This is a genomic window from Arthrobacter horti (genome assembly GCF_030731045.1).
GTDB classification, from domain to species: domain Bacteria; phylum Actinomycetota; class Actinomycetes; order Actinomycetales; family Micrococcaceae; genus Arthrobacter_E; species Arthrobacter_E nanjingensis.
In genome coordinates this window covers 26,206-38,369 of the sequence record NZ_JAVALS010000020.1, presented here as the reverse complement: position 1 = coordinate 38,369, position 12,164 = coordinate 26,206, and the positions used below count along the sequence as shown (strand labels likewise).

The 12,164-nt window shown below is 70.9% G+C and carries 13 protein-coding genes; 10 read left to right on the top strand and 3 right to left on the bottom strand.

From position 1 onward, the window contains the following. Positions 1-278 precede the first annotated feature (278 nt). The 3 genes from Q9R02_RS16060 (at position 279) to Q9R02_RS16050 (ending at position 2,555) form a co-directional block, all read left to right on the top strand. Complete coding sequence (locus Q9R02_RS16060; RefSeq protein ID WP_305997719.1) at positions 279-1,034, top strand: SOS response-associated peptidase; 756 nt, start codon at positions 279-281, stop codon at positions 1,032-1,034. A gap of 128 nt (positions 1,035-1,162) precedes the next feature. Next, complete coding sequence (locus Q9R02_RS16055; RefSeq protein ID WP_305997718.1) at positions 1,163-1,843, top strand: DedA family protein; 681 nt, start codon at positions 1,163-1,165, stop codon at positions 1,841-1,843. A 7-nt stretch (positions 1,844-1,850) separates the two neighbouring features. Beyond that, a complete protein-coding gene (locus tag Q9R02_RS16050; RefSeq protein ID WP_305997717.1) occupies positions 1,851-2,555 on the top strand; it encodes a phosphatase PAP2 family protein in 705 nt (234 codons plus the stop codon). A 25-nt stretch (positions 2,556-2,580) separates the two neighbouring features. Here Q9R02_RS16050 and Q9R02_RS16045 read toward each other — a convergent pair whose 3' ends face one another. Both Q9R02_RS16045 and Q9R02_RS16040 read right to left on the bottom strand, forming a co-directional pair. Continuing rightward, a complete protein-coding gene (locus tag Q9R02_RS16045) occupies positions 2,581-3,240 on the bottom strand; it encodes a response regulator transcription factor (protein WP_305997716.1) in 660 nt (219 codons plus the stop codon). Further along, complete coding sequence (locus Q9R02_RS16040; protein WP_305997715.1) at positions 3,237-4,268, bottom strand: sensor histidine kinase; 1,032 nt, start codon at positions 4,266-4,268, stop codon at positions 3,237-3,239. The genes Q9R02_RS16045 and Q9R02_RS16040 overlap by 4 nt, the downstream gene beginning before the upstream one ends. A 149-nt stretch (positions 4,269-4,417) precedes the next feature. On the opposite strand from Q9R02_RS16040, the gene chrA reads away from it, so the two are divergent. Further along, positions 4,418-5,653: a chromate efflux transporter gene (gene chrA, locus Q9R02_RS16035; RefSeq protein WP_305997714.1), complete on the top strand. Its 1,236-nt coding sequence runs from the start codon at positions 4,418-4,420 to the stop codon at positions 5,651-5,653. Positions 5,654-5,668: 15 nt separating this feature from the next. Here chrA and Q9R02_RS16030 read toward each other — a convergent pair whose 3' ends face one another. Beyond that, positions 5,669-6,454 (bottom strand): GntR family transcriptional regulator, encoded by a 786-nt coding sequence (locus tag Q9R02_RS16030; protein ID WP_305997713.1) that lies wholly within the window; start codon positions 6,452-6,454, stop codon positions 5,669-5,671. Between the two features lie 167 nt (positions 6,455-6,621). On the opposite strand from Q9R02_RS16030, the gene Q9R02_RS16025 reads away from it, so the two are divergent. Genes Q9R02_RS16025 through Q9R02_RS16000 form a run of 6 tightly spaced genes read left to right on the top strand, consistent with a single transcriptional unit; the run spans position 6,622 to position 12,127 of the window. Beyond that, entirely contained in the window at positions 6,622-7,773 is a 1,152-nt protein-coding gene (locus tag Q9R02_RS16025; RefSeq protein WP_305997712.1) for an ABC transporter substrate-binding protein, read from the top strand. Further along, on the top strand, positions 7,773-8,702 hold the full coding sequence (locus tag Q9R02_RS16020; protein ID WP_305997711.1) for an ABC transporter permease: 930 nt from the start codon (positions 7,773-7,775) through the stop codon (positions 8,700-8,702). The genes Q9R02_RS16025 and Q9R02_RS16020 overlap by 1 nt, the downstream gene beginning before the upstream one ends. Then, positions 8,690-9,535, top strand: coding sequence for an ABC transporter permease subunit (locus Q9R02_RS16015; protein WP_305997710.1), 846 nt, complete (start codon positions 8,690-8,692; stop codon positions 9,533-9,535). Before Q9R02_RS16020 ends, Q9R02_RS16015 begins: the two co-directional genes overlap by 13 nt. Next, entirely contained in the window at positions 9,532-10,647 is a 1,116-nt protein-coding gene (locus Q9R02_RS16010; protein ID WP_305997709.1) for an ABC transporter ATP-binding protein, read from the top strand. Before Q9R02_RS16015 ends, Q9R02_RS16010 begins: the two co-directional genes overlap by 4 nt. After that, the gene (locus Q9R02_RS16005) at positions 10,644-11,309 is read left to right on the top strand and encodes an HAD family hydrolase (protein WP_305997708.1); all 666 of its coding nucleotides are present in this window, start codon (positions 10,644-10,646) and stop codon (positions 11,307-11,309) included. The genes Q9R02_RS16010 and Q9R02_RS16005 overlap by 4 nt, the downstream gene beginning before the upstream one ends. Beyond that, complete coding sequence (locus tag Q9R02_RS16000; protein WP_305997707.1) at positions 11,306-12,127, top strand: alkaline phosphatase family protein; 822 nt, start codon at positions 11,306-11,308, stop codon at positions 12,125-12,127. The genes Q9R02_RS16005 and Q9R02_RS16000 overlap by 4 nt, the downstream gene beginning before the upstream one ends. Positions 12,128-12,164: the final 37 nt, after the last annotated feature.

Sequence of the window (12,164 nt, the reverse complement as noted above, 5' to 3'; positions counted from 1 at the left end):
AACGAAACACACCACACATGATGATCATCGAAGGATTCAAACCACCCGACTCCCGACCAGAAGAACCTCTCAGCCCCTCCAGCCCCCGTCGCGGCGACCTGATCAACTTTACACGCCACCGGCCGAGGAGACAAATCGGAGGAGCCTCAAGGCATTGTGACCCCGGGCACATGCCTGTAGGGTGCCTCCTTGCACGCTGGAACTCATGTTCCTGCGCCGCCCAGGGATGCCTCCTGACAACCGGGCCGGCCGTCAGTGCCGGGCCGTATGCTGAGCGCATGTGCGGACGCTATGTGATGGCTCAGAGCATCGAAGACCTCGCTGACGAGCTGGACGCCGAGGACATTCCGGAAGATCGCGAACTGGCACCATCCTGGAACATCCCTCCCACCAGTGACGTCCCCATCCTCCTGGAACGCTTTGTGGACGGTACGCTCCGGCGGCAACTACACATTGCTTATTGGGGCCTGGTGCCGCGCTGGGCGAAGGAACAGTCCATCGGCGTCCGGTCCTTCAACGCCAGGAGCGAGACCGCGGCGGAGAAGCCAACCTTCCGTCAGGCGCTCAAGTCCCGGCGCTGCGCAGTGCCGGCCGAGGGCTACTTCGAATGGCTCAAGGGGACGGGGCCGGCCAAGCAGCCGTTCTACGTCCATCCGTCCCAGGAGGGGAAACTCATCACCTTCGCCGGACTCTACGAATGGTGGCGGGATGTCAGCAAGGAACCCGACGCCCCGGACGCCTGGCTGCTCTCCACCACCATCCTGACCATGGCCGCCCCGGAGCCGGACCACAGCGTCCCGGTCCTCGCCGAGCTGGGCCGCCTCCACGACCGCTTGCCCATCCCCCTCGGCAAGGACTCCCTGGCCGCCTGGCTGGACCCGTCCGCCGAGGACGGCGCCGGGCTCCTGGAGATGATCCGCTCCCGCGGATACGAGGAGGCCGCCAGCTGGACCCTGGACCGCGCCGACCCGGCCGTCGGCAATGTCCGCAACAACTCCCCCGCTCTCCTGAAGGAGACGGACATCCTCTTCTGAAGGCTCCGTCACGGACCGTCCCGGTTTCCTTGGCCGTTCCTTGGAGCCCCTCCCGGAATCTTGAATAAGGACCCGAGGAAAGGCGATACGGACATGATTGAGATGAGCGGGACACACGGTGGTGCGGCATGATGGCCATGTCCGCGGGGCTGCTCCCCGACGCCGGGACCATGCTGCACGCCTTCGGGCCGTGGGTGCTCCTGGGAATCGCCGTGCTGCTCTTCATCGAATCCGGCGTCCTGTTCCCCTTCCTCCCCGGTGACTCCCTGCTGGTCACCGCCGCGATCCTGGCGCCCCAGCTGGGCATCGAGCCGTGGCAAGTGGTGCTGGTGGGTATCCCGGCTGCCGTGCTGGGCGATCAGGCAGGCTACTGGCTCGGCCAGCGGTTCGGACGCCGCCTCTTCCGCCCCGACGCCCGCGTTCTGAAGACCAGCCGGCTGGAGGAGACCGAGCACTTCTTCACCCGCTATGGGGCCATCTCCCTGGTGCTGGGACGCTTCGTCCCGATCGTGCGGACCTATGTCCCGCTCGTGGCCGGAGCCGTCCGCCTGCACCGTGGGCGCTTCTTCGCCTGGAACGTGGTGGGCGCCGTCCTCTGGGTGACCGGCATGACCGGGATCGGCCTGGCACTGGGCGGGATCCCGTTCGTGGTGAACAATATCGATACCCTCATGATCCTGATGATCGTGATCCCGACCCTCCCGGTGGCGATCGGCGCCCTCCGCCGTTACCTCAAGGCCCGCTCCAGTGGCGCGTCAGAGGCGGCCCCGGCCGCCACCACCCCCGCAGAACTCTCCGAAAGGCGCTGAGCACCCGATGACCGAAATGACGACGGCACACTCCGCGAGCTCAGGCATCCACCGCCGGGCCCGGCATCCCCTCACCGCGGTCGCGGTGTCCGTGGCGACGGGAGCAGTGCTCCTGGTGCTCGGGCTCGTGATGAAGGCGAACCCCGCGGATCTTCCCGTGGTGGTCGCCCTGAACCAGCACCACACCGGCCTGGTGGGCACGCTGACCAGCGGGATCTACAAGGCCCTGGAGCCCGTCTACGCCGTGGTCCTGGTGGCCGTGCTCGCAGCCGCGGTGTGGGCCGTGTCCCGGTCCTTCAAGACCGCCATCGCCTTCGGCGCCGTGGTGGGCCTGACCTGGCTGCCGTCCGCGATCCTGAAGTACGTGGTGGAGCGCCCGCGCCCCGAGCTGAGCGCCCTGAGCCACCCGTACTCCCCCTGGCAGACCGACGCGTCGTTCCCCAGCGGGCACACCGCATTCATCGTGGCACTGACCGTCACCTTCTGCTTCCTGCTCCGCGGTACCCGCTGGGTGCCGCTGGTGGCGGCCCTCGGCACGGTGGCGACCGTCGTCGTCGGGCTCGCGGTCATGGTGAACGGCCTGCACTACCCCACCGACGTGCTCGCCTCCATCCTGTGGTCCCTGGCCATGGCGCCGACGGCGCGCTGGATCGTGGTGGACCTCATCCTGGCCCGTTTCGGGGCGAAGGGGCGGCGCCGGGCGGCAGCCTGAGCCGACGGCTCCCGCACCGGGAGCGTCACGCGGGGGTGCCGAGCCGGTACCCCACGCCGCGGACCGTGGTCACCAGATCACGGTCCGTTTTGCGTCTCAGATAGTGCACATAGGTCTCCACCGTGGTGGGGCTCTCGCCCTGCGCGAAGACCGCGGTCAGCAGGTGCTCCCGGGTGAAGGTCCGTTCCGGCTCGGAGGCCAGCAGCTCCAGGAGCGCCGATTCGGCCTCGGTGAGCATGACACGGCCCGCGTAGGGCGACTCGATCGAGTGGTCCGCCGGGAAGAACAGCCAGCTTCCGATCTCGATCCCGCTCCCCCGCCCGGAGTAATCCCTGGTCAGGGCGCGCAGGCGGGCGTTGAGCTCCTCGAACTCAAAGGGCTTGACCAGGTAGTCGTTGGCGCCGGCGTCCAGGCCCGCCACCTTGTCATGCACCTGCCCCAGGGCCGTGAGCATCAGGACCGGGGTGCTGATCCGGCGCGAGCGCAGCTCCCGGACCAGGTCCTCGCCGCTCATGCCGGGAAGCCGGCGGTCGATCACCATGACGTCGAAGTAGCCGGCCACCGCGGCGTCCCGGGCCTCCTCGCCGGAGGGGCACAGCCGCACCTCCCACTCGGCGGACAGCACGCTCTGCATGATGGGGCCCAGCCGGGGGTCGTCCTCCACCAGGAGCAGCCGCCCGGTCATGCGTCCTCCCCGCTGTTGAATCCGTCGCCCGCCAGCGGCAGGACGAGTTCGAACACGGTCCCGTCCGGGCCCGTGCGCTTGACCTGCACGGTACCGCCGTGGCGGCCCGCGAGTTCCCGCACCAGCGCCAGGCCGATGCCGTGCCGGGTCCTCGACTCCCCGTGCGGGGTGGTGGGGGCGGCGCCATGGGCGAAGCGGTCGAACACCCGCGCGGGCTCGATCCCCGTGATGCCGCCGCCCTCGTCGGTGACCCGGATACTGACCATCGCGCCCCGCAGCCCGGCGTCGACGCTGACCGTGCCGCCTTCCGGCGAATGATCGATCGCGTTGTCCACCAGCGCCAGGAGGCAGCGGCGCAGCGCCGGAGCCGGGACCGCCAGCACAGCGTTCAGATCGGTGCCGCGCACGCTGACCCCGCGTTCGTCGGCCAGCAGCCGCAAATCGTCCAGCACCCCGTGCTGCACCTCGGCGAACGGAGTGGCGTACGACGACGGCGCCGTCGTCGCGCTGTCCGCCCCCGCCGTCGCGGTCTCCAGCATGTCGTCCACGATGCCTGTCATGATGCGGGTGTCCTCGCGCAAGGCGTCGGCGACGGCGCGCCGGGGGTCGTCGCGGGGCAGCAGGGCGGCCAGCTGCTGGGCGCGGGCGTTCATGACGGCCAGCGGCGTGCGGAGTTCGTGGCTGGCGTCCGCCACGAAGCGGCGCTGCATGTGGAAAGCCTCATTGAGAGGCCTCACGGCGCGGCGGGCGATCACCCAGGCGGCCAGGCCTGCGCAGATGACGGCCGCGGTGCCCACCAGCAGGCCGGCCACGGTGAGGTCCACCGGGTCCAGGAAGATGCGGATGTCCTCAGACTTGTGCGGTTCGCTCAATTTCGCGGGGCGGCTCTGCCAGAACACGTAGGCGATCGCGAGCGCACCACCCAGGAAGACCAACGCGGCGCACACCACGGCCACCTGGTAGCCGATCCGGGCCACGGACCGCCGGTACACCCGGTAGTCCGGCCCCTGCGGCACCTCGTCTCGCATGCTCCACGCCCTCTCATCCAGCCGGGTCTCTCAGTCAGCCGGGTCTCTCAGTCAGCCGGGCCCTCGCGCCCTGCCGACGGCTTCATTCTCCCGTAACCGGCCGTGCCTATTCTGAAGGGACCCGGTCCCTGAGATGAAGGAATCCCTGCATGAGCGAGAGCACCGTCCGGCCCGGCCGCCAGGGCTCGGCGTGGGAGGTGTTCCGGGCGTTCCTGCGGCTCGGCCTCACCTCTTTCGGAGGGCCGATCGCCCACCTGGGGTATTTCCGGGCCGAGTTCGTGGCCCGGCGCGCCTGGCTGGACGACCGCGAGTACGCGGACCTGGTGACGCTGTGCCAGTTCCTGCCCGGACCGGCGTCCAGCCAGGTGGGCTTCGGCCTGGGCCTGCAGCGGGCCGGGTTCGGCGGCGCGCTGGCCGCCTTCGCGGCGTTCACCCTGCCGTCCGCCGCGCTCATGGTGGCGTTCGCGTATGGGGCGAGCCTGTTCGCCGGGCCGGTCGGTGAGGGGCTGCTGACGGGCCTGAAGCTCGTGGCCGTGGCGATCGTGGCCCAGGCGGTCTGGGGGATGGCCCGCACGCTCACACCGGACCGGCAGCGCGCGTCGATCGCGGTGCTGGCCACCACGGCCGTGCTGCTCTTCGCCGGGTCCATGGCCTCGGCGAGCGCGGCCCAGATCGGGGCGATCGTCCTGGGCGCGGTGGCGGGGCTGCGGTTCTGCCGCAACGACGACGGCGGGGCGGCCGGCGGCACTCTTCGCTTCCCCGTGCGGCGGCGCACCGGCGTCGTCGCGCTGCTGCTGTTCGCCGTGGCGCTGTTCGGCGGGCCGTTGCTCGCGGCGGCCCTGACGAGCGGCGCCCTGAATCTGTTCGACGCGTTCTTCCGGGCCGGGGCGTTCGTCTTCGGCGGAGGACATGTGGTGCTGCCGCTCCTGCAGGCCGGGGTGGTGGATCAGGGCTGGGTGGGCGACCAGCAGTTCCTGGCCGGCTACGGCGCGGCGCAGGCGGTGCCGGGGCCGCTGTTCACCTTCTCCGCGTATCTGGGCACGATCGCCCAGGTGGGGCCGGGAGGGATTCCCGGGGCGGCGCTGGCCCTGGCCGGGATCTTCCTGCCCGGGTTCCTGCTGCTGACGGGCGTCCTGCCGTTCTGGGGCGGGCTGCGGCGGCGCGCCTGGGCCCGGGCGATGATGCGCGGGGCGAACGCCGCCGTGGTCGGCATCCTGGCGGCAGCCCTTTACTCCCCCGTGTTCACGAGTGCCGTCACCGGCCCCGGCCCGTTCTGCCTGGCGCTGGCGTGCTTCGCGCTGCTGGTGTCCTGGAAGCTGCCACCGTGGATCGTGGTGCTGGTGGGCGCCGGCGGCGGGGTGCTGCTGTCGGTCATCGGGTTCTGACAGCGAGCCGATCGATCACGGCCGCCCTCTGCGCCGGGCGAGCGCGCTGACCGACGCCGAGTTGTGCACCGAGAAGGAGACCGTCCCGGGCAGGAAGCGGTCCTCCGACCACAGCAGGGGCACCCCCGCCGGATCCGTGGCGCGGCGGATCTCCCTCAGGAGCCCGGTCCCCTCCGCGCAGCCCAGGGCCCCGGCGTCCACGGAATCCGCGGGCACCACGTCGATGGTGTGCTCACTGTCCGCGAACACGGCCCCGGAGGCGTCCAGGACCTCAGTGTGGGACAGGGAGTCCGGGGCGAGCCCGCCGATCACGGCACCGGTCCGCTCCGGGTACACCGTGCGCTCCAGCATGACGGGGACCCGGCCCAGGAGCCTGAGCCGGAGGACCTCGGTGACGACCGCGCCGTCGTCGAGCTGAAGCGCCTCGGTCTCCGCGGCCGACGCCGGACGGGACAGGCAGTGCAGCGTGCGCGCCCCGGGCTCCTCACCCTGTGCCCGGGCCCAGGCGGTGAAGCTCAGCAGTTCCTGGAAACTCTGCGTCCTGGCCGTCCCCAGGACCACGCGCCGGGTCCCACGGCGGGATGTGACCAGGCCATTGGCCCGCAGCAGCGCCAGCGCATTGCGCACGGTGCCCCGGGACACCCCGTACTGCTCGGCCAGGCTCTCCTCGCTGGGCAGCCGGCCGTTGTTGCCGAACTCGCCTGCTTCAATCTCCAGACGCATGCTGGCTGCCAACTTCCGGTACTGAGCCTTCTCCCCTGCGACGCCCGGCCGGCCGGCCCCCACTGCACTCTCAATCATCCCTCCACGGTACAGCGACCGCTCATCAGACCGAGCAAATCAAGGCCTTAACGCCGATCGTCCCTCGGCCGTTCGTCACGCGGCCGCCCGCCGTTCACCGGCCGTACACCCACGCCTCGGACAGTGATGGAGGCAAGTTGTGTAGCCAACTTTTTCTAGGAGTCCCGATGAACACCACCCTCCACCGCTTGAGCGCCCTCGGCGTCGCGGCCCTGCTTCTGGGCGGCCTGGCCGCCTGTTCGGCCGGCAACGCGGCCACCACCGAATCGAAGGGCGCCGGCGACTGGAAGACCGCCGCCTCCGCCGAGGCCGGCGGCGGCACGGACGCACTGATCGCGGCCGCCAAGAAGGAAGGGACGCTCAACGCGATCGCCCTCCCGAACGACTGGGCCAACTACGGCGAAGTCATCTCCACCTTCGAGAAGAAGTACGGCATCAAGGTCCAGGTGGAGAACCCGGACGCCTCCAGCGCGGATGAGCTCAACGCCGTGTCCTCCCGCAAGGGCCAGGACCGCTCCCCGGACGTGATCGACGTGGGGCACGACTTCGACACCCAGGCCGCCAAGCAGGGCCTCCTGGCCCCGTACAAGGTGGCGTCGTTCGGCAAGATCCCGGACTCCCAGAAGGAGGCCTCCGGCCTCTGGTACAACGACATGGGCGGATACGTCTCCATCGGTTGCGACGCCGGACGAGTGGCCAAGTGCCCCACCACCTTCGCCGAGCTGAACGACCCGCAGTACAAGGGCAAGGTGGCCCTGACCGGCAACCCGGCCAAGTCCTCCTCGGCCTACAGCGCCGTGGTGGCCGCAGCCCTCGCCAACGGCGGTTCCTTCGATGATGTGCAGCCGGGCCTGGACTTCTTCGCCAAGCTGAAGCAGAACGGCAACTTCAACCCGGTGGAGGCCACCCCGGCCACCATGGAGAAGGGCGAGACGCCCATCGCCGTCGTCTGGGACTACCGGAATGCGGCGTACGCCGACGAGCTCAAGGCCAAGGGCATCGACTGGAAGGTCTCCGTCCCGCAGGACGGCGTCTTCTCCCTCTACTACTCCCAGGCGATCGTGAAGTGGGCACCGCACCCGGCCGCGGCCCGCCTCTGGCAGGAGTTCCTCTACAGCACCGAGGGGCAGAACCTCTGGCTGAAGGGCTACGCCCGCCCCGTGCTGCTCCCGTCGATGATCGCCGACGGCACCGCGGACAAGACCTCCCTGGCCCGGCTGCCCAAGATCGCCCAGGAGAAGACCGCCTACCCCACCGAGGAGCAGGGCAAGAAGGCCAAGGCGCTCGTGTCCGACGGCTGGACGAAGGCCGTCTCCTGATGAGCTCCGCCGCACCCGGCGCCGTCGTGAACCGTGCGGCCGGCGACGGGACCCTGCGCCGGGAGCCCCAGGCTCCCGGCCGCCGGGCTTCCCGCCCCGCCGCCGGCTGGCTCGGCGTCGTCCCATTGCTGGGATTCGCCGCCGTGATGCTCGGGCTGCCCGTGGCCGCCATGGCGGCCGGCGCCTTCACCGCGAGCGACGACGCCGGCACCACCTCCGTCACGGCCGCCAACTTCGCGGCCACCCTGGACGGCCCGTACCTGGAGAGCCTGCTGGGCAGCGTCCGGCTGTCCGCCCTCACCGCCGCCGTCGCCACCGTGCTCAGCCTGCCGCTCGCCCACGCGGTGGTCACCTCCCGGATCCGTGGACTGCGCGAGGCGGTCCTGTCCGCGTCCGGCGTCATCGCCAACCTCGGGGGCGTGCCGCTGGCCTTCGCCTTCGTGGCCACCCTGGGCAACGCCGGAGTCCTGACCGGCGCCTTCGGGCTGGGCGAGAAGGGCTGGAGCCTCTACAGCTTCTGGGGCCTGTCCATCGTCTACCTCTACTTCCTGGTGCCGCTCATGGTGCTCACCCTCACCCCGGCACTGGACGGCCTCAGGCCGCAGTGGCGCGAGGCCGCACTGAACAACGGGGCAACGGGCCTCCAGTACTGGCGCCATGTGGCCCTGCCGATCCTGTGGCCCACGCTGCTCAGCGGTTTCGTGCTGCTGTTCGGCACCGCGTTCAGCGCGTACGCCACGGCCGCCGCCATGGTGGGAAGTTCCATCCCGCTGGTGACGGTCAAGATCGCCTCCGCCCTCACGGGCGACGTCCTGGTGGGCCAAGCAGGCATCGCCCTGGCTCTCGGCATGGACATGATCATCGTGGCGGCCCTGGTGATGGGCGTCCAGCTCCTGCTGCAGCGAAGGACCTCGGCATGGCTCTCCTGACCGCCTCCCGCCCACACCGCGGATCCCGGCTGGGACGCACCGTTTCCCTCTCCGTGGCCGGCGTCTACTTCCTGGTCCCGCTCCTGTGCGCCCTGGCTTTCACCGTGGGCATCGGGGACGCCCGGCAGACGCCCAGCCTGGGCGCCTACGCCGCCATCTTCACCACGGACGGGCTGGCGCAGAGCCTCGGGCTGAGCCTGGTGCTGGCGGGGGCCACCATCGTCCTGGTGTTCGGCCTGCTGCTCCCCGCGCTCCTGACCGTGCGCCTGGCGGCGCCCCGCGCGAAGGCCGTCGTGGCCGTGGTCTGCATGCTGCCGCTCGTGGTGCCCGCCGTGGCGCTGGGTGCTGGGATCACCACTGTCTTGCGATGGGCCACCGACTGGCTCTACGACAGCCCGGGGTTCCCCCTCCTCGCCGCGTTACAGGAACCGGGCTTCCCGGTGATCCTGGTCCTCGCCTACACCCTCATGGCCCTGCCGCTGGCCTACACCACCCTGGAAGCCGGCCTGAACGCCATCGACGTGAAAGTCCTGGTGGAAGCGGCCCGGTCCTGCCGGGCGTCCTGGTTCCGGACGCTCTTCCTGGTGGTCCTGCCCAATCTCCGGGAAGCCCTGCTGAACACGGCGTTCCTGACGATCGCCCTGGTCATCGGCGAGTACGCGGTCTCCGCACTGCTCGGGTTCCAGCCCTTCGCCGTGTGGACCGTGGCCATCAGCGGCTCCCACGCCCAGCTGTCCGTCGCCGTGTCCCTGGCCGGCCTGATCGGCACCTGGCTCATCCTCCTCGCGGTCGCGAAGTCCGGCCGTTCGAAAGCCCCCAAGGAGAAACCATGACCGCCTCCACCCTCGCTCCCCGCCCGGTGTCCGCCGGAACCGCGGGCGCCACGCTGGAATTCCGCGGGCTGCGCCGATCCTTCGGCGCCACCACGGCCCTGGACGGGCTGGACCTCAGCCTGGAACCCGGGGAACTGCTCGCCCTCCTGGGGCCGTCCGGCTGCGGCAAGACCACCGCCCTGCGCATGGTGGCCGGATTCGAAACCCCGGATGCCGGACACGTCCTGCTGGACGGCGCTGACGTGACCGCCACCCCGGCGCACCGCCGCGACGTCGGCATGGTGTTCCAGTCCTACAGCCTCTTCCCGCATCTGAGCGCCGCGGACAATGTGGCGTTCGGGATGCGCATGCGAGGCGTCCCCGCGGCCCGGCGCCGTGACCGGGCCCAGGAACTCCTGGAACTGGTGGGCTTGCCCACCCACGGCGGCCGCTACCCCCGTCAGCTCTCCGGCGGACAGCAGCAGCGCGTCGCCCTGGCCCGGGCCCTGGCCCTGGAACCCCGGGTGCTGCTGCTGGACGAGCCACTCTCCGCCCTGGACGCCAAGGTGCGCCAGTCACTGCGGGAGGAGATCCGGCGCCTCCAGCTGGAACTGGGCATCACCACCCTGTTCGTCACGCATGACCAGGAGGAGGCGCTGTCCATGGCGGATCGCGTGGCCGTCATGCGGGACGGGCGCCTGGAGCAGTGCGCCACCCCGGAGGAGCTCTACAACAGCCCCGCCACGCCGTTCGTGGCAGGGTTCGTCGGCACCATGAACCGGCTTCCGGGAACCCTCGGCGCCGACGGCGCGCGGGTGGAGGTGCTCGGCACCGGCCGGCCCGTCCACGGGAGCCTGCCCGGCGGACGCCGCACGGGCGCCGTCGACGTCCTGATCCGTCCCGAGGCCTTGAGCGTCGGTGCGGACCCGAACGGGACCGCACTGCTCGTGGCGTCCTCCTTCCTGGGCGCGACGACGCGGCTCACCATCCGCCTGGACGGCGGCCGCACGGTGCTGGCGGATGTGCCCAGCGCCGGTGCCTCCACACTTCCCCTGGGGGCGCGGGTCCGGCTCGGCCTGCCGGAGCGCCCCGTCCTGATCGACCAGGCCCGGAACGAGGAAACCAGCGCATGATGCCCGCAGCCGTACTTTTCGACATGGACGGAACCCTGGTGGACACCGAGCGGCTCTGGTGGGACGCCGTGGCGGATGTGGCCTTCGGCCTGGGCCACAGGCTCGGATCTGAGGACGGCCCCGATGTCCTCGGCCGGCCCTCGGGGCACACCGCGGCCCACCTGCTCGCCACCCTGCCTTCGGCGAGCACGCTCACGGCGGAGGAACTCTCCGAACGCCTGGACCAGGCGTTCACCGAGCTCGTGGCGCAGGAGGTGGTGCCCCGGCCCGGCGCCATGGACCTCCTGCGGCTCCTGGCCTCGGAGGGCATCCCCACGGCCATCGTCTCCGCCTCCCCGCGCCGCGTGGTGGAACTGGTCCGGGACCGCCTGGGCCACGAGCTGTTCACCCTGGTGGTCGCCGTGGAGGACACCCCCGCGTCCAAGCCGGCCCCTGACCCCTATCTGGAGGCGGCCCGCCGGCTGGGAGCCGAGCCGTCCGCGTGCGTGGTGGTGGAGGACTCCCCCGTGGGCCTCGCCGCGGCGGAGGCGGCGGGGTGCCCCGTCGTCGTCGTGCCGTCCACGGTGCCGATCGAGGAGGCACCCGGCCGGACCCTGCTCGGCTCCCTGACGGAAGTCACCCTTCCGGTCCTGGCCGGCGCACGCGCGGCGGCCCTCCGATGAGCCGCCCCCGCATCATCCTGCTGGGCCTGGACGGGCTGCGCTGGGACCTGGCCGCCGAATCCCCCGCGGCTTCCACGCTGCGCTCCCTCGCCGCCGACGGCGACCACCGCACCATGGTCATGGACGTGCCCACGCTCTCCGGGCCCGGGTGGTCCTCCCTGCTGACCGGGACCACGCATGCCGAGCACGGGGTCCTGGACAACAGCTTCGTGGGCCACCGGCTCTTCCGGTACCCGGACGTGCTGTCCCGGGCGTTCCACCAGGACACCTCCACCCGGACGTTCGCCGCGGCCGGCTGGCCGCCGCTGGTCTCACCGGAGGGTCTGGGGCCGGTGATCCATCAGCGGATGGAGCAGCAGAAGGCCGGGCTCCACACGGTGATCTCGCGGGACGGCGAAACCCACGGCTTCATCCGGATCGACGCCGAGATCGCCGATTTCACGCTGGCCGCCCTCGCCTCGCACAAGGTCCCTGACGTGTCCTTCGTGTACTTCTGCGATGTGGACGACGCCGGCCACGTGTACGGTGCGCTCAGCGCCCAGTATCAGGAGGCCCTGGCCCGCGTGGACGCTCACGTGGCGCGGATCCGGGACGCTGTGGCGCGCCGGGCCGCCGAGCACGGCGAAGAATGGCTTCTAGTGGTGGTGGCGGACCACGGACATGTGGACGCAGGTGGGCACGGCGGGGGCTCCGACGAAGAGCGTGAGTCGTTCATCCTCCGCTGGTCCACCGCCGGGACCCTCACGGAATGGCCGGCCGCCGTGGCGCCGCACGAGCTCTCCGGGCTGCTGCTGGCGGAACGGGCCAGGGGCCGTTGAACGGCGTCAGAACCGTGGATCGCACGGCAGAATGGAT